Genomic DNA, 16,843 nt, shown 5'->3' with positions numbered 1-16,843 from the left:
CGTCTGCTGTGCAGTGTCTGGCATGACACGCCCCCTGGTTTGGGTGGGGTTGTGGTTGTGTTGGTGGTTGATGGTGGTGGGGAAACGCCCGGTCCCTTTTCGAACCCGGTAGCTAAGCCCATTTCATGCTGATGGTACTGCACTCGTTGGGGTGTGGGAGAGTAGGTTGCCGCCAACACTAAAACTTCATCAAAAGGGTGGGGTAGGGAAACTCGTGATGGTTTCCCTACCCCCCTTTTTTTGTGTGTATAGGTGTGTGCGCGTGCCGGAGGCGCACACCAAGCAAGGGGCAGCAGGGGGGGGCACGGACCAACCCAAACCCACCAATCCTACTGTCACCCCCTCGGGTATAGTGAACCCCGTGGAAAAGCAGCACATGAATCGAGATCGTCGGCATTCGCAGCGCGCGGGGAGCCGCAATGGCACCAACCCGCAGCGCTATGGCTTCCGGGAGGAGCGCGCCAAGAAGCGCGAGAACGAGCCCGCGATTGCCGAGGACGTGGATATTCGGGATCTCGATCCGATGGTGCTGCAGGATCTCAAGGTTTTGTCCAAGCAGAACGCGGAGAGCGTGGCCAAGCACATGATTATGGCGGCCACGCTGATGGACGAGGACCCCCAGTTGGCGCTGCGGCACGCCCGCGCGGCGAAGAACCGGGCGGGCCGCGTGGCGGTGGCGCGGGAGACCAACGGGATCGCGGCCTATCGCGCGGGGGAGTGGAAGGAGGCGCTGTCCGAGCTGCGGGCGGCGCGCCGGATGAGCGGCGGCCCGGGCCTGTTGGCGCTCATGGCGGATTGCGAGCGCGGCCTGGGGCGCCCGATGAAGGCCATCGAGATCGGCCGCTCGGAGGAGGCCTCGGAGCTTGATCCGGAGTCCCGGGTGGAGCTGGGGATCGTGTTGGCCGGAGCGCGGCAGGACCTGGAGCAGTTTGACGCCGCGGTGCTCACGCTGGAGCAGCTCAACCCCTCCCTGGAGGCCACGGGCTTGACTGCGGCGCGCCTGGACTACGCCTACGCGGACGCGCTCGCGGCCGCGGGGCGAGAGGAGGAGGCCAGGGCGTGGTTTAAGCGCGTGGTGGAGCTGGACGAGGAGGGCCTTTTTGACGCCCAGGAGCGGCTGCAATGACGCTGATCCAGCGCTACGATGCCTTGCTCTTTGACCTGGACGGGACCGTGTGGCACGGGGATGTTCCCATTCCGGGCGCGGCGGAGGCCCTGCGGGGGTGCGATCCGATCTACCTGACTAATAACGCCTCGAAGGCCCCGGAGGAGGTGCAGGACAAGCTCGCCGGCATGGGCTTTCCCCGGGGCAGCGTGTTGACCTCGGCGCAGGCGGCGGTGGCGCTGGCTGCGGAGACTAAGCCGGGTGCCTCCGCGCTGATTCTCGGGGCGGATTCCTTCCGTCGCCTGGCCCGGGAGGCCGGGCTGCGGGTGGTCGAGAGCGCGGACGAGCGCCCGGACTTTGTGCTGCACGGGCACAGCCCGGAGACCGGGTGGCGCCAGCTCTCGGAGGCGGCGCTGGCCATTCGCGCCGGTGCGCGCTATATCGCCTCCAACCGGGATACCTCCCTGCCCTCGGAGCGCGGCCTGATGGTGGGCAACGGCTCCATGGTGGCGGCGGTGGAGTCGGCCACCGGGGTGCGCGCGGTGGCCGCGGGAAAGCCGGAGACCAGGATGTTCGAGCAGGCGGCCCGGGGCGCGGAGCGGCCCCTGGTGATCGGGGATCGCCTGGACACGGACATCGCCGGGGGCGTGGCGGCGGGGATGGACACGCTGCACGTGCTCACGGGCGTTTCCACGGCGTGGGATCTGCTCACGGCGCCCCCGGAGCACCGCCCCACCTACGTGGCGGAGGATCTGGGGGGACTGCACATGGAGCCGGAGGCTCTTCGCCCCGGCCCCCGGGAGGGGGCGCGGGCCTATCGGGACGGCGACGCGATCGTCGTGGAGGGGCCTGCGCACCAGGGGCTGCTCGCGGCGCTTCCGCTGGCCTGGGAGGCCCCCTTCTCCGAGGTCCGGGGCCTATGAGTCCGGAGGAGCTGCGGGAGGAGCTGGATAGGATACTCGACCAGGGAAACACCGCGGACGTTTTGGAAGAGGCTCACGATCTTTTGCAGGGCGCGCTGAGGAAGGATAGTTGATGCGCAGGAGGCTGGACGCGGAGCTGGTGCGCCGCAAGATCGCTCGTTCCCGGGAGCAGGCGGTGGAGATGATCCGCTCCGGTCGCGTCACGGTGGGCGGCTTTCCCGCCCACAAGCCTGCGACCGTGGTGGAGGAGGGGGCGTCGATACGCGTGGAGGCCGCCGAGGAGGACACCTGGGCCTCGCGCGGGGCGCACAAGCTCATCGGCGCCCTGGACGCCTTCGGGGTGGACCCCTCGGGACGGCGCGTGCTGGACGCGGGGGCGTCCACGGGTGGCTTCACGGACGTGCTGCTGCGGCGCGGGGCCCGCGAGGTGGTGGCCGTGGACGTGGGCTACGGCCAGTTGATCTGGCGGCTGCAAAACGATCTCCGGGTGCGGGTGCACGATCGCACCAACGTGCGCTCCCTGACCCCGGAGCAGATCGGGGGCACCTGCGAGATGATGGTGGGGGATCTTTCCTTTATCTCCCTGCGGCTCGTGCTCCCGGCCCTGGCTCGGTGCGTGACCGGGGATCTGTTCCCGATGGTCAAGCCCCAGTTCGAGGTGGGTAAGGAGAGCCTGGGCAGCGGCGGGGTGGTGCGCAGCGCGGCCCTGCGCGCGGAGGCCACCGCACGGGTGGCGCACGAGGCGCAGGAGCTGGGCCTGGGCCTGCGGCAGGTGGTGGCCTCGCCGCTGCCGGGGCCGCAGGGAAACGTGGAGTTCTTTTTGTGGCTCACCCGGGGCGCCCCTCCGGCGCGCAACGTGGAGGAGATGGTGGCTCAGGCGGTGAAGGAGGGTCCGCAATGACGCGCGAGGTGCTGTTGGTTCCCCCGATGGGCGATAACGTGGAGGCCGCGCAGCGGGCGGCGGAACTCCTCGCCGCGGGCAACGTGACCGTGCGACCCCCGAGGGCGGGCGTCAGCGCGAACGTGGAGCTGGTGCTGGTGCTCGGGGGCGATGGCACCTTCCTGCGCGCCGCCGATATCGCCCACGAGGCGGACCTCCCGGTGCTGGGCATCAACCTGGGGCACGTGGGCTTCCTGGCGGAGTGGGAGGCGGAGTCCCTGGAGGAGGCCGTGGGGCGGGTGATCGACCGCGATTACCGGGTGGAGGATCGCATGACCATCGACGCCACGGTGCTCTCGGAGTCCCTGGCCCCCATCGCCCACGGCTGGGCGCTCAACGAGGTCAGCATAGAAAACGTGCACCGGCACGGAGTGCTGGACGCCAGCCTGGAGGTGGACGGGCGCCCGGTGAGTTCCTTCGGCTGCGACGGGGTGCTGATCTCCACGCCCACGGGCTCCACCGCGTATGCCTTTTCCGCGGGCGGCCCGGTGTTGTGGCCGGAGCTGGACGCGATCCTGGTGGTGCCTAACAACGCGCACGCGCTGTTTACCAAGCCCCTGGTGATAAGCCCGCACTCCACGGCCGCGGTGGAGTCCCTGTCCCCGGCGCGCGTGGTGATGGACGGCTTCCGCGAGGTGACCATGCCCGCGGGGGCCCGGGTGGAGGCGGCCCGGGGCACGCGGCCCGTGCGGTGGGTGCGCCTCGACGATTCCCCGTTTGCGGATCGCCTGGTGTCCAAGCTGGACCTGCCGGTGCAGGGCTGGCGTGGTAGGAAGGATAACCATGCTGGCTGAACTCACCATTGAAAACCTCGGCGTGATCCCGCAGGCCACGGCGGAGCTCAGCGAGGGGCTCACCGTGCTCACGGGGGAAACCGGCGCGGGTAAGACGATGGTGGTCACGGGCCTGCGCCTGCTCACGGGCGGGCGCGCGGATGCCTCGCGCATCCGCAACGGGGCGAGCAAGGCCGTGGTGGAGGGGCGCTTCGTGGCGGGCGCGGAGTCCGCCGCCATCGCGGAGGAGGCGGGCGGCGAGGCGGACGAGAACGGCGAGTTCATCGCCTCGCGCACCGTGGCGAGCAGCGGGCGGTCCCGCGCCCACCTGGGCGGGCGCGCGGTGCCCGCCGCAACCCTGGCGTCGTTTAGCCAGGGCCTCCTGACCATCCACGGCCAGAACGATCAGCTCCGGCTGCGGGCCCCGGAGCAGCAGCGCGAGGCCCTGGACCGCTACGCCCGGATCGACCTCGGCCCCTACCGGGAGGCGTATCGGGCGTGGAAGGAGCTCCAGCGGGACCTGCGGCGCCGGACGGAGTCGCGCCGAGAGCTGGCGCAGGAGGCGGACCGCCTGGAGTTTGCCCTCAAGGAGATCGCGGAGGTGGACCCCCAGCCGGGCGAGGAGGAGGAGCTCGCGGCCCTGGTGCGCCGCCTCCAGGACGTGGACGGGCTGCGGGAGCAGGCCACCACGGCCCTGGCGGCGATCGACGGCGCGGAGGCCTTCGGGGAGACGGACGAGGCGGACCCGGCCTCGACGCTGCTGGGGCGCGCGGCCCACGCCCTGCACGGCGACCCCGTGCTCGACGAGCTAGGCCAGCGGCTCTCCGGCATCACCTCGGCGCTGGGGGAGATCACCGCCGAGCTGGGCGCCTTCCTCTCCGACCTGCCCACCGATCCCGACGCCCTGGAGACCGCCCTCCAGCGGCAGTTCCAGCTCAAGACCCTCACCCGCAAGTACGCGCCGGACATTGACGGCGTGATCGCCTGGCGGGACAAGGCCAGGGACCGGCTCGAGCGGATGGATACCTCCACGGAGGCGCTGGAGGAGCTGAAGAGCAAGGTCGCCGCGGCGCACGAGGACGTGCTCGCGCTCGGCACCCGGATCAGTAAGGCCCGGCGCCGGGCCGCCACGGAGCTGGGCGCGGCGGTCTCCGAGGAGCTGCACGGCCTGGCGATGCCGAAGGCGCGCCTCATCGTGGACGTTCGGGTGGGTGATCCCGGCCCGGAGGGCCTGGACGAGGTCTCGCTGCTGCTGGCCGCCAACCCGGAGGCCCCCGCCCGCCCCGTGGACGCGGCGGCCTCCGGCGGCGAGCTGTCCCGGGTGATGCTGGCCCTCGAGGTGATCCTGGCCGGGGTGTCCCCGGGCACCACCCTCGTGTTTGACGAGGTGGACGCGGGGGTGGGCGGGCGCGCCGCGATGGAGATCGGGCGCAGGCTGGCGCGGCTGGGCAGGCACAACCAGGTGATCGCGGTGACCCACCTGCCCCAGGTGGCGGCCTACGCGGACACGCACCTGCACGTGGCCAAGGACGACACGGTGACCTCCGGGGTGGAGGTGCTCACCGGCCAGCGCCGCGTGGAGGAGCTGGCGCGCATGCTGGCGGGCCTGGTGGACGCCACGGGCCTGGCGCACGCGGCGGAATTGTTGGAGCGGGCTCAGGAGTTTTCCCGCGCGCCTTCGCCACTTAGCGGCGAGAACGCGCCATCATGAGTGCATGAGTCTGTTCTCCCGCAAAGACGATCTCCCCGGCACGCACGGGGTGCTGCGCGATTGTACCCCCAGGGGCAAGGGCCTCAAGCGTTTTTCCCAGGGGGACATCGCGGTTATTGATTCCCCGGATATTTCGCGCCGCCTTGCGCAGGATCTCATCGACCTCCGCCCCTCGGCGGTGGTCAACAAGTCCGCCTTTAGCACCGGGGCCGTCCCCAACTTCGGCCCCACCATGCTGCTGGACGCCTCCATTGTGCTCATCGACTCCGTGGGGTCCCTGGGCGGGCTGCGCGACGGCAAGAAGGGGCGCGTGACCGAGGAGGGCGGGGTGTACCACGGGGATAAGCACCTGGCCGACGGCCACGTGGTGGCGCGGGAGGAGGCCGAAAAGACGTTCAACGAGGCCCAGCGCTCCCTGGTGGAGCGCATGGAGGCCTACTTTGGCAACACCGTGGAGTTCCTCAACTCCGAGGCGCCCCTGCTGGTGGACGGCCTGGGCATCCCGGACATCGGGGAGGACATCCAGGGGCGCAAGACCCTGGTGGTCAGCCCCGGGGCGCGCCATCGCGAGCAGGTCGAGGCGCTGCGCTACTTCATCCGCGAGTACGAGCCCTACATCGTGGGCGTGGAGGGCGCCGCGGACACCCTGGTGGACATGGGCTACCGCCCGCACCTCATCGTGGGAAACCCCGTGGAGGTGGGGGCGGAGACGCTGCGCAGCGGCGCGCGCGTGGTGCTGCCCGCCGACGCGGACGGGCACGCCTCCGGCCTGGAGCGCATCCAGGACCTCGGCATCGGGGCCATGACCTTCCCGGCGGCCACGGACTCCGCCACGGACCTGGCGCTGCTGCTGGTGGAGTACCACGGCGCGGAGCTAATCGTGAACGCGGGCGCCCCGCTGAGCCTCGACGGCATGTTCGCGGGCAAGCACGCCCCCGCGGCCCTGGTCACCCGGACCAAGGTGGGCACCAAGCTCGTGGACGCGGACTCCGTGGCCAACCTCTACATCGTTCCCTCCGGCGGCAGCCTCGGCTGGCTGTGGGCGATCCTCGGGGTGCTGGTGGCCTGCGCCGCGATCGTCCTCATCGCGGGCATGGGCGGCGAGGGCAGCTTCAACCAAAATCTCATCGATACCTGGAATAACCTGGCGCTGACCGTCCAGGGCTGGTTTAAGGAGTAACGCATGGCAAAGGGAGTAGTCATCGCCGGCCTGGGCTTTGGCATCGCCATAGGCTCCGCCCTCGGGGCCTTCGTGCTCGCCCCCGTGGACCACACCGACGAGGAGGCCGTGTCCCGCGCCGAGCGGGAGGCGCAGAACAAGGCGCAGGAGGCGGACGCCTCCGATGAGGTGGTGCAGGCCCTGGCCCCCGCCGCGCTGGCGGGCACCCTGGAGCAGCGCCCGGTGCTGATCTTTGCCACGCCCGAGGCCGCGGACCAGGTGGGGCCGGTGCGCAATTGGCTGAATCGCTCGGGCGCGATCGACGCCGGGCAGATCACCCTGGAGCGGCGCTTTAGCGACCAGGAGGGCGCGGACAGCCTCAAGACCATCGTCACCAACACCCTGCCTGCGGGCGCGCAGCTCTCCGAGAACAGCCTGGACCCGGGGACCCACGCGGGCGAGGCCCTCGGCTCCGCCCTCATGCTCAACCCCGAGACCGGAGAGCCGCAGGCCACGGAGGAGGAGCGCGCCGACCTGCTCAGGTCGCTGCGGGACGCGGGCTTTATCTCCTATGCCAGCGGGACCATCCTGCCCGCCCAGGGGATCGTGATCCTCACCGGGCAGGAGGAGGGCTTCGCGCAGCGCAGCCTGGAGAACTTTGCCAAGGCGCTGGACACCCGGGGCAACGCGGTGACCTCGGCCCGGGGCGTGGATAGGGTGTCCGAGCAGGTCAACCTGGTGGTGAGGCTGCGGGATCTGTTAAGCTGAGGTTCCGTGAAAAAATATATTTTTGTTACGGGGGGCGTGGTTTCCTCTTTGGGGAAGGGGCTGACGGCGGCGAGCCTGGGGCAGCTCCTGACGGCGCGGGGCCTCTCCGTGACCATGCAGAAGCTCGATCCCTACCTCAACGTGGACCCCGGCACGATGAACCCCTTCGAGCACGGCGAGGTCTTTGTCACCGAGGACGGCGCGGAGACGGACCTGGACCTCGGGCACTACGAGCGCTTCCTCGACCGGGATCTCACGGCCAACGCCAACGTCACCACGGGCAAGGTCTACTCCACGGTGATCGCCAAGGAGCGCCGGGGAGAGTACCTGGGCAAGACCGTCCAGGTCATCCCGCATATCACGGACGAGATCAAGGATCGCATCCTGGCGATGGACGACGCCGACGTGGTGATCTGCGAGATCGGCGGCACGGTGGGGGACATCGAGTCCCAGCCCTTCCTCGAGGCCGTGCGCCAGGTGCGCCACGAGGTGGGCCGGGACAACGTGTTTTTCATCCACGTCTCCCTCGTGCCCTACCTTGCCCCCTCGGGGGAGCTCAAGACCAAGCCCACCCAGCACTCCGTGGCGGAGCTGCGCTCCATCGGCATCGTCCCGGACGCCCTGGTGCTGCGCTGCGACCGGGAGGTCCCGGAGGCGATGAAGAAGAAGATCGCCCTGATGTGCGACGTGGACGAGGAGGGCGTGATCTCCTGCGCGGATTCCGCCTCCATCTACAACATCCCCGAGGTGCTGTACCGCGAGCACCTCGATACCTTTCTGATCCGCCGCTTGGGCCTGCCCTTCCGCGACGTGGACTGGACGGCCTGGGCCGACCTCCTGGATCGGGTGCACAACCCGCGTGGCGAGGTCACCGTGGGCATCGTGGGCAAGTACATCGACCTGCCCGACGCCTATCTCTCCGTGGTCGAGGCGGTGCGCGCCGCCGCCTTCGCGCACCGGCTGCGCGCCCGCATCCGGTGGATCTCGGCGGACGACCTTACGCCGCTGTCCGAGTGCGACGCCCTGGTGGTTCCCGGGGGCTTCGGGGTGCGTGGCATCGAGGGCAAGATCGAGGCGGTGCGGTACGCCCGCGAGAACAAGGTCCCGCTGCTGGGGATCTGCCTGGGGCTGCAGTGCGTGGTGATCGAGGCCGCCCGCAGCCTGGGACTGGAGGCCTCGTCCACGGAGTTCGACCCCGATACCCCCGCCCCGGTGATCGCCACGATGGCCGAGCAGGAGGACGCCGTGGCGGGGCGCGCGGACCTGGGCGGCACCATGCGCCTGGGCGCGTACCCGGCGCGCCTGCGGGAGGGGTCGGTGGTGGCCTCGCTGTACGGCACCACCGAGGTCTCGGAGCGGCACCGCCACCGGTACGAGGTGAACAACGCCTACCGCGCGCGGATCGAGGAGTCCGGCCTGGTCTTTTCCGGCACCTCCCCGGACGGCGGCCTGGTGGAGTTCGTGGAGTATCCCGATCACCCCTTCCTGGTGGCCACCCAGGCGCACCCGGAGTACAAGTCCCGCCCCACCCGGGCGCACCCGCTCTTTGAGGGATTGATCGCGGCATGTATGAAGTAACCGAATCCTCCCTGCTCCTGGACGCCTCCATCGTCGCCGTGCGCCGGGACGCCGTGACCATGCCTCGGCGCGTCGCGCACCGCGACGTGGTGGAGCACTTCGGCTCCGCCGCCGTGGTGGCCTATGACGGCGAGCGCATCGCGCTGATCCGCCAGTACCGGCACGCGCTGGGACGGCGGCTCTGGGAGCTGCCCGCCGGCCTTCTCGACGTTCCCGGGGAGTCCGCGCTGGACGCGGCCCGGCGCGAGCTGCGGGAGGAGACGGGGCTGCGGGCGCGGACGTGGGGAATGCTCCTCGACCTCGCCACCAGCCCGGGCATGAGCGACGAGGCCACGCGGATCTACCTGGCCACCGACCTGAGCACCGTGGAGCGCCCCGAGCCCGAGGACGAGGAGGCGGACATGGAGCTGGCATGGGTGCCCCTGGACGAGGCCAAGCGCATGGTGCTGCGCGGGGAGATCGTGAACTCCATCGCGGTGGCGGGCATCTTTGCCGCCGCCGAGGGGGCCGCGCGCCCCGCCGAAAGCCCCTTCGACCTGCGCCCGTATGCCCTGGCGAGGAGGCGTGATGGAGCTGGCGGAAACCTGGCTTAACCACCTGGCGGTGGAGCGCGGGCTCAGCGGGAACACGCTGAGCAACTACCGGCGGGACGTGCGCCGCTACCTGGACTGGCTGGGCAAGCCGCTGGCGCAGGTGACCAAGGCGGACGTGGAGGCCTACGTGGCGGACATCCAGCGCGGCGGGCTGTCTGCGGCCTCGGCGGGCCGGGCCCTGGTGGTGGTGCGCGGCCTCCACCGCTTTGCGGTGGAGGAGGGGGCGCTGGACGTGGACGTGGCGCGGGAGGTATCCCCGCCGCGCACCGGGCAGCACCTGCCCGACGTCTGGTCGGTGGAGGACGTCAGCGCCCTGCTGGACTCCATACCGGGGGAGAGCCCGATCGACCTGCGGGACCGGGCGCTGCTGGAGCTGCTGTACGCCACCGGCGCCCGCATCTCCGAGATCGTGGCGCTGGACGTGGACGACGTGGACGAGATGCTGGTGCTCACGGGCAAGGGCTCCAAGCAGCGGATGGTGCCGGTGGGCACGGCCGCGCTGCGCGCGGTGGAGGCGTACACCGTGCGCGGGCGCCCGGCGTTCCAGGGCGGGCGGGCGCTGTTTTTGAACCGGCGCGGGGGGCGGCTCTCGCGGCAGAGCAGTTGGGCGGTGCTCAAGGCGCGCGCGGCGGCCGCGGGGATTGACAAGCACATCTCCCCGCACACGCTGCGCCATAGCTTTGCCACCCACCTGCTTCAGGGCGGGGCGGACGTTCGCGTGGTGCAGGAGCTGCTCGGGCACTCCTCGGTGACCACCACCCAGATCTACACCCACGTCACCGCGGACAGCCTGCGCAGCGTGTGGCGGCAGGCGCACCCCCGGGCCTAGCGGGCGGTGCGGGGCGGTGCAGGGCAGCGCGGCGACAGGGGGCGTCGGCGGGCCGGGTCAAGTCCACGGACTTGTTTCTGTAAAGGCCGGGGCGACCCTGTAGTCTTGTAGCAGGAATGACACCGGTGTAGTTCAGTCAAGGAAGTGGGTATGACTGTGGGCGATGACGTCGGGCTAACGGGCAGGCCGCTGCGTGACCTGCCCGAGCCCGCCCCGCTGACCAGCCACGGGCCGGCCACGATCGTGGCGATGTGCAATCAAAAGGGTGGGGTGGGCAAGACCACCTCCACCATCAACCTGGGCGCGTGCCTGGCGGAGCTGGGCCGTAAAGTCCTGCTCGTTGACCTCGACCCGCAGGGGGCGCTGTCCGCCGGGCTCGGCGTCCCGCACGAGGACCTGGACGTCACTGTGTACAACCTGCTGGTGGACAACCGATCCAGCATCCACAGCGCGCTGCACCGCACGAGCGTGCCGGGCATGGACCTGGTGCCCGCCAACATCGACCTCTCCGCGGCGGAGATTCAGCTGGTCAACGAGGTGGGGCGCGAGCAGACCCTGGCGCGCGCCCTGCGCCCGGTCATGAGGGACTACGACTTCATCATCCTGGACTGCCAGCCCTCCCTGGGGCTGCTCACGGTCAACGCCCTGGCCTGCGCCCACGGGGTCATCATCCCCATGGAGTGCGAGTACTTCTCCCTGCGCGGCCTAGCCCTGCTCACGGACACCGTGGAGAAGGTGCGCGACCGCCTGAACTTTGACCTGGACATCATGGGCATCCTGGTGACCATGTTCGACCGCCGCACGAGCCACGCCCGCGAGGTGATGTCCCGGGTGGTGGAGGTCTTTGGGGACAAGGTCTTTGACTCCGTGATCACCCGCACCGTGCGCTTCCCGGAGACCTCCGTGGCCGGGGAGCCGATCATCTCCTGGGCGCCCCGCTCGCAGGGCGCGGAGCAGTACCGGGATCTGGCCAAAGAGGTCATCGAGCGGGCGTGAGCGATTTCCGCGTGGCCCTCGATAACTTCGAGGGCCCCTTTGATCTGCTGCTGCAGCTCATCCACGCCAAGAAGCTCAACGTCACCGAGGTGGCGCTGGCGGAGGTCACCGACGAGTTCATCGCCTATACCCGGGCGCTGGGCGCGGCGGCGGAGCTGGAGGAGACCACGGAGTTCCTCGTGGTGGCGGCGACCCTGCTGGACCTGAAAGCCGCGCGCCTGGTCCCGCGCGGGGAGGTGGACGACGAGGCGGACATGGAGCTGCTGTCCGCCCGCGACCTCCTCTTCGCCCGCCTGTTGCAGTACCGCGCCTACAAGAAGGTGGCGGACCTGCTGGCCCAGTGGCAGCGCCGCGCGCAGCGGCGCTACCCCCGCGCGGTGGGCATGGAGGAGCGCTACGCCCAGTTGCTGCCGCCCGTGACGCTGCCGGGCCGGGAGAGGTTCGCGGAGATCGCCGCCGGGGTCTTTCGCCCGAAGCCCCCGCCGGAGGTGGGCACCGATCACCTGCACCAGGTGGCGGTGTCCGTGCCGGAGCAGGCGGGGCGGCTCATGGACATGCTGCGCCTGGCCGGGGTGGAGCGCTGGCTCACGTTTGCGGTGCTCACCCGGGACTGCGGCGTCTCCATGGAGGCGGTGGGGCGCTTCCTCGCGCTGCTGGAGCTGTACAAGGCCAAGGCGGTGGAGGTGGACCAGCCGGACCCGCTGGGCGAGCTCAGCGTGGCCTGGACCGGCCTGGAGGTGGATCCGGCGGTCGTTGCCGCAGCTAATTGGGATTAAGGTGGTGCGCATGGCGGCAATCATCGATGTGGAACAGTGCGCCGGCTTGCGGGGCAAGGCGGCGATCCTCTACGCCACGGATCACCCGGGCGAGGGCATTCCCGGCTCGCTGGCGGTGGACCTCAGCGAGCCCGTGGCCGATCCCCGGGATCGCTTCGAGGCCCTGGGCATTAGCGACGCCACCCCGGTGGTGGCCTACGGAGAGCTGGCGCCCTGCGTGTGGTGGCTGGCCAGGGTGGCGGGCCTGCGCAACGTCGCGGTCCTTGACGGCGGCCTGCACGCCTGGGAGGCCTCCGGGCGCGCCACGGGCGCGCTGGGGGAGCCCGGCGGGCGCGGGACGATCACCGCGGACATGGCAGAGGAGTTCATCGCCGAAGAGGAGGAGTCCGACGGCTACGTGACCACGCTGCGCGTGGACGAGGCCCTGCACGCCGCGCTGGTGGACGAGCGCGGCTACTTCTCGCCCTCCGCGCGGCGGGTGCTGGAGGAGCGCGCGGGCGGTGCCCGGGCGCTGATCTTTAGCCGGGGGGAGCGCGCCTGCGCCGGGGCGCTCGCGGCCACGGTGGCCGGCTACGGGGACGTGCGGGTGATCCCGTGACGCTGCGCTCCCAGATCGAGTCCATCCTGCTGGTGGTGGACGCCCCGGTGACCCCGGCCAGCGTGGCGCGGGCGGTGGAGGCCGAGGAATCCGTGGTGCTCGACGCGCTGCGGGAGATCGCACGGGACTTTGACGAGCGCGAATCCGGCTTTGACCTGCGGGAGAGCGCCGAGGGCTGGCGGCTTTATACGCGCCAGGCCAACGCGCCCGCGGTGGAGGCCTTCGTGCTCGACGGCACGCAGACCCGGCTCTCGCGGGCGGCCCTGGAGACGCTGGCCGTGGTGGCGTATCGCCAGCCGGTGACCAGGGCCCAGGTCTCCGCCGTGCGCGGGGTCAACGTGGACGGGGTGATGCGCACCCTGCAGCTGCGCGGCCTCATCAAGGAGGCGGACGCCCCCTACACCTACGCCACCACGGAGCTGTTCCTCGAGCTGATGGGCATGGACTCGCTGGATCGGCTGCCGGATCTCGCGCCCCTCTTACCGGAACTCGATCATATTGATGAGGAGTATCCGGGGTAGGATGACGGGCGCAGAGTAAGCACTCCAGGAAGGACACATTTGTGAAGGACGAGCCCATCGAGCTCTCTTTTGCCCGCCCCGCGCGACGTCAAAACGTGAGTCTCAGCGAGCGCCGCGAGAACCCCTCGGCGGGAGGAGTTCGCCTTCAGAAGGTCCTCGCCCAGGCGGGGGTGGCCTCGCGGCGGCACTCGGAGATCCTCATCGACGCCGGGCGCGTGGAGGTCAACGGCACGGTGGTGCGCCGCCAGGGCATGCGCGTGGACCCCAACGTGGACATCATCCGCGTGGACGGTGTGCGCGTGAACGTCAACGAGGAGACCGTGTACTTCGTGCTGAACAAGCCGCGCGGGATGCAGTCCACCATGCACGATGACATGGGCCGCCCCTGCATCGGGGACATCGTGGGCGAGCGCGTGGCCGCGGGCAAGCGCCTCTTCCACGTGGGCCGCCTCGACGCGGACACCGAGGGCCTCATCATGCTCACCAACGACGGCGAGCTGGCCAACCGCCTCATGCACCCCAAGTACGAGGTGAAAAAGACCTACCTGGCCACCGTGCTCGGTGAGGCGGACAAGGCGCTCGTCTCCGCGCTGCGCCGGGGCCTCGAGCTGGAGGACGGCCCCGCCAAGGTGGACTACGCGCAGGTGGTGGACGCCCACAACGGGCAGTCCATCGTGCGCGTGGAGCTGCACGAGGGCCGCAAGCACATCGTGCGCCGCCTGCTCAAGGAGGCCGGCTATCCGGTGCAGCGCCTGGTGCGGACCAAGATTCACACCGTGCAACTGGGGGAGCAAAAGCCCGGCTCCATGCGGGCGCTGAACAGTTCGGAACTAACTAGCTTGTACAAGGCGGTGGGAATGTGAATCAGCCCCAACTGATCGTCGCGGTGGACGGCCCCGCCGGGACGGGCAAGTCCAGCACGTGCCGGGCGCTCGCGGAGCGCCTGGACGCCCTCTACGTGGACACCGGCGCCATGTATCGCGTGGCCACCCTCGCCGTGCTGCGCGCCGGGATCGATCCGGCGGACACCCGGGCCGTGGTGGCCGCCACCGCGGATCTGCCCACGGACTACGACGAGGAGGAGATTCGCGGGCCGGAGGTGACCGCGCACGTCTCCGCCGTCTCCGCCATCCCCGAGGTGCGCAGGAACCTCGTGGAGTTTCAGCGCCGGGTGGCGCTGGAGGCCGGGCGCGCGATCGTTGAGGGGCGCGACATCGGCACCGTGGTGTTTCCCGATGCCCCGGTGAAGGTCTACCTCACGGCGGAGCCCGAGGTGCGCGCGCGCCGCCGCTACGAGCAGGACCTCGCCGCCGGGCGTAAGGCGGAGTTCGAGGCGGTGCTCGCGGACGTGCTCCGCCGCGACGAGGCGGACTCCACCCGGGAGGACTCCCCGCTGCGCCCCGCCGAGGACGCCGTGGTGGTGGACACCTCCGAGATGAGCCTGGAGGAGGTCGTGGACCACCTCACCGGGCTGATCCTGGACAGTGAGATGGCCCTGGAGTACGAGGAGGACCACGAGAGGGAGGCCCTGTGCACGGTGGCCGTGGTGGGCCGCCCCAACGTGGGCAAGTCCTCCCTGGTCAACAGGTTCCTGGGCCGCCGGGAGGCCGTGGTGGAGGACAACCCCGGCGTGACGCGCGACCGCGTGAGCTATCTGGCGGAGTGGACCGGGCAGCGCTTCTGGGTGCAGGACACCGGCGGCTGGGACCCCAACGTCAAGGGCATCCACGCCGCCATCGCCCGCCAGGCGGAGGCCGCCATGGCCACCGCGGACGTGATCGTGCTGGTGGTGGACTCCAAGGTGGGCATCACCGCCACGGACGAGGTCATGGCCCGGCGCCTGCAGCGCGCCGAGGTGCCCGTGATCCTGGTGGCCAACAAGTTCGACTCCGACGCCCAGTACGCCGACGTCGCGGAGCTGTATTCGCTGGGTCTGGGCGATCCCTACCCGGTCTCGGCCCAGCACGGGCGCGGCGGCGCGGACGTGCTGGACAAGATCGTCGCCTCCTTCCCGGAGGAGCCCAAGGCGGCGTCGATCGTCTCCGGGCCGCGCCGGGTGGCGCTGGTGGGCCGCCCCAACGTGGGCAAGTCCTCCCTGCTCAACAAGTTCACCGGCGAGGAGCGCTCGGTGGTGGACAACGTGGCGGGCACCACCGTGGACCCGGTGGATTCCCTGGTGCAGCTCGACCAGCACCTGTGGAAGTTCGTGGACACCGCCGGCCTGCGCAAGAAGGTTCGCAACGCCCAGGGCCACGAGTACTACGCCTCGCTGCGCACGCGTGGGGTCATCGACGCCGCCGAGGTGTGCGTGATGCTCATCGACGCCTCCGCGCCCATCTCCGAGCAGGATCAGCGCGTGCTGAACATGGTGCTGGAGGCGGGCAAGGCCCTGGTGATCGGGATGAACAAGTGGGACCTCATGGACGAGGACCGCCGGTGGGAGCTGGACCGTGAGCTGGACCTCCAGCTCGCGCACCTGCCCTGGGTCAGCCGCATCAACATCTCCGCCAAGACGGGGCGCGCCCTCCAGAAGCTGGAACCGGCCATGCTGGAGGCCCTCGAGAGCTGGGACCAGCGCGTCTCCACGGGCAGGCTCAACAACTGGCTGCGCGAGACCATCGCCAAGAACCCGCCGCCGATGAAGAACAACCGCCTGCCCAAGGTGCTCTTTGCCACCCAGGCCAGCACCCGGCCCCCGACGATCGTCCTGTTTACCACGGGCTTCCTCGACGCCGGATACCGCCGCTACCTAGAGCGCAAGCTGCGCGAGGAGTTCGGCTTTCACGGTAGCCCGGTGCGCATCGCGGTGCGCGTGCGCGAGAGGACGAAGGCGTCGCAGCGGTAGGGCAGCGCCACCACGGAATCGGGGCGGTATCCGGAGTGCTCGTAGAGGTACCACTCCAGGTTCTCCTGCACCCGGCGGCGGACGCGCTGCGGGGAGCGCAGCCAGTAGGAGCGGGTGCGGGCCAGCGCGATGATCTCCGGGGGCGTCAGCGCGTCCGTCCAGGCGGTGCGCACCTCCCGGGCGATGGCCCAGGGGGCGGCGATCTCGGGAAGAAAGCCGGGGCGCAGCACGTCCCCGGCGTGCATGATGCGGGTTAAGCGCAGCACCCAGGGGTCGGAGACGTCGATGGTGTTCCAGGCCAGCAGGACCACCCCGCCGGGGCGCACGATGCGGTCCAGCTCCGCGCAGGCCAGGGGGACGTTGACCCAGTGCCACGTCTGCGCGCAGGCGGCGGCGTCCACGGAGGCGTCGGCAAGCCCGGTGTGCTCGGCCGTGGCCTGCCAGGCCGGGGCGTACCGGGCGGCGAGCCGGATCATCTCCGCGCTGGGGTCGAGGGCGAGCACCGCGTGCCGCCGCGCGAGGGCGGCGGTGAGCTTGCCGGTCCCGGCGCCGATGTCCACCACCGTGCCCGCCCCGCCCAGCAGGTCGGTGACCTCGGGCGGGTAGGAGGGGCGGGCGTCGTGGTACTCGCTGGCCCCGGTGCGGAAGGCCCGCGCGAGGGCCAGGCGCTGCTCGGTATCGCGGAAGCGTGGCCGCTGCGCTCGGGAGGGATACACGGGTTAGGATGG

The 16,843-nt window shown here is 70.4% G+C and carries 17 protein-coding genes and 1 rRNA gene; 17 read left to right on the top strand and 1 reads right to left on the bottom strand.

Annotated features, from left to right (window positions below; all coding sequences use genetic code 11):
* Positions 1–59: 59 nt before the first annotated feature.
* The 17 genes from rrf to der all read left to right on the top strand — a co-directional run bounded on the left by rrf (position 60) and on the right by der (position 16,115).
* Positions 60–178 (top strand): 5S ribosomal RNA (rrf, locus tag B140_RS0108705).
* Positions 179–361: 183 nt separating this feature from the next.
* Positions 362–1,126 carry a tetratricopeptide repeat protein gene (locus tag B140_RS0108700; RefSeq protein WP_211208156.1) on the top strand — a complete coding sequence of 255 codons (765 nt, stop codon included), beginning with the start codon at positions 362–364 and terminating at the stop codon, positions 1,124–1,126.
* Positions 1,123–2,028 carry an HAD-IIA family hydrolase gene (locus B140_RS0108695; protein ID WP_018118975.1) on the top strand — a complete coding sequence of 302 codons (906 nt, stop codon included), beginning with the start codon at positions 1,123–1,125 and terminating at the stop codon, positions 2,026–2,028. The genes B140_RS0108700 and B140_RS0108695 overlap by 4 nt, the downstream gene beginning before the upstream one ends.
* A gap of 112 nt (positions 2,029–2,140) precedes the next feature.
* A complete protein-coding gene (locus B140_RS0108685; RefSeq protein WP_018118973.1) occupies positions 2,141–2,929 on the top strand; it encodes a TlyA family RNA methyltransferase in 789 nt (262 codons plus the stop codon).
* Entirely contained in the window at positions 2,926–3,762 is an 837-nt protein-coding gene (locus tag B140_RS0108680) for an NAD kinase (RefSeq protein WP_018118972.1), read from the top strand. Before B140_RS0108685 ends, B140_RS0108680 begins: the two co-directional genes overlap by 4 nt.
* The gene (recN, locus tag B140_RS0108675) at positions 3,752–5,452 is read left to right on the top strand and encodes a DNA repair protein RecN (protein WP_018118971.1); all 1,701 of its coding nucleotides are present in this window, start codon (positions 3,752–3,754) and stop codon (positions 5,450–5,452) included. The genes B140_RS0108680 and recN overlap by 11 nt, the downstream gene beginning before the upstream one ends.
* A 4-nt stretch (positions 5,453–5,456) precedes the next feature.
* Positions 5,457–6,632 carry a putative cytokinetic ring protein SteA gene (gene steA / locus B140_RS0108670; RefSeq protein WP_018118970.1) on the top strand — a complete coding sequence of 392 codons (1,176 nt, stop codon included), beginning with the start codon at positions 5,457–5,459 and terminating at the stop codon, positions 6,630–6,632.
* A 3-nt stretch (positions 6,633–6,635) separates the two neighbouring features.
* The gene (locus tag B140_RS12340; RefSeq protein ID WP_018118969.1) at positions 6,636–7,379 is read left to right on the top strand and encodes a copper transporter; all 744 of its coding nucleotides are present in this window, start codon (positions 6,636–6,638) and stop codon (positions 7,377–7,379) included.
* A gap of 6 nt (positions 7,380–7,385) precedes the next feature.
* On the top strand, positions 7,386–8,957 hold the full coding sequence (locus B140_RS0108660; RefSeq protein ID WP_040426316.1) for a CTP synthase: 1,572 nt from the start codon (positions 7,386–7,388) through the stop codon (positions 8,955–8,957).
* Positions 8,945–9,550, top strand: a complete 606-nt coding sequence (locus B140_RS0108655) for an NUDIX domain-containing protein (protein WP_018118967.1) — start codon at positions 8,945–8,947, stop codon at positions 9,548–9,550. The genes B140_RS0108660 and B140_RS0108655 overlap by 13 nt, the downstream gene beginning before the upstream one ends.
* On the top strand, positions 9,504–10,379 hold the full coding sequence (gene xerD, locus B140_RS0108650) for a site-specific tyrosine recombinase XerD (protein WP_244874410.1): 876 nt from the start codon (positions 9,504–9,506) through the stop codon (positions 10,377–10,379). The genes B140_RS0108655 and xerD overlap by 47 nt, the downstream gene beginning before the upstream one ends.
* A 150-nt stretch (positions 10,380–10,529) precedes the next feature.
* Positions 10,530–11,375 carry a ParA family protein gene (locus B140_RS0108645; RefSeq protein WP_018118965.1) on the top strand — a complete coding sequence of 282 codons (846 nt, stop codon included), beginning with the start codon at positions 10,530–10,532 and terminating at the stop codon, positions 11,373–11,375.
* Positions 11,372–12,151 (top strand): segregation and condensation protein A, encoded by a 780-nt coding sequence (locus tag B140_RS0108640; protein ID WP_018118964.1) that lies wholly within the window; start codon positions 11,372–11,374, stop codon positions 12,149–12,151. Before B140_RS0108645 ends, B140_RS0108640 begins: the two co-directional genes overlap by 4 nt.
* Positions 12,152–12,161: 10 nt before the next feature.
* Complete coding sequence (locus B140_RS14415) at positions 12,162–12,749, top strand: rhodanese-like domain-containing protein (protein WP_018118963.1); 588 nt, start codon at positions 12,162–12,164, stop codon at positions 12,747–12,749.
* On the top strand, positions 12,746–13,270 hold the full coding sequence (gene scpB, locus B140_RS0108630; RefSeq protein ID WP_018118962.1) for an SMC-Scp complex subunit ScpB: 525 nt from the start codon (positions 12,746–12,748) through the stop codon (positions 13,268–13,270). The genes B140_RS14415 and scpB overlap by 4 nt, the downstream gene beginning before the upstream one ends.
* Before the next feature lie 41 nt (positions 13,271–13,311).
* Positions 13,312–14,133, top strand: a complete 822-nt coding sequence (locus B140_RS0108625; RefSeq protein ID WP_018118961.1) for a pseudouridine synthase — start codon at positions 13,312–13,314, stop codon at positions 14,131–14,133.
* Positions 14,130–16,115: a ribosome biogenesis GTPase Der gene (gene der, locus B140_RS0108620; RefSeq protein ID WP_018118960.1), complete on the top strand. Its 1,986-nt coding sequence runs from the start codon at positions 14,130–14,132 to the stop codon at positions 16,113–16,115. The genes B140_RS0108625 and der overlap by 4 nt, the downstream gene beginning before the upstream one ends.
* On the opposite strand, the gene B140_RS0108615 is transcribed toward der, so the two are convergent.
* A complete protein-coding gene (locus B140_RS0108615) occupies positions 16,052–16,831 on the bottom strand; it encodes a class I SAM-dependent methyltransferase (protein ID WP_018118959.1) in 780 nt (259 codons plus the stop codon). The two genes, der and B140_RS0108615, sit on opposite strands and share 64 nt — an antisense overlap.
* Between the last annotated feature and the right edge of the window lie 12 nt (positions 16,832–16,843).

Source organism: Corynebacterium mastitidis DSM 44356, assembly GCF_000375365.1.
GTDB classification, from domain to species: Bacteria; Actinomycetota; Actinomycetes; order Mycobacteriales; family Mycobacteriaceae; genus Corynebacterium; species Corynebacterium mastitidis.
This window is presented reverse-complemented; position numbering and strand designations above follow the sequence as displayed.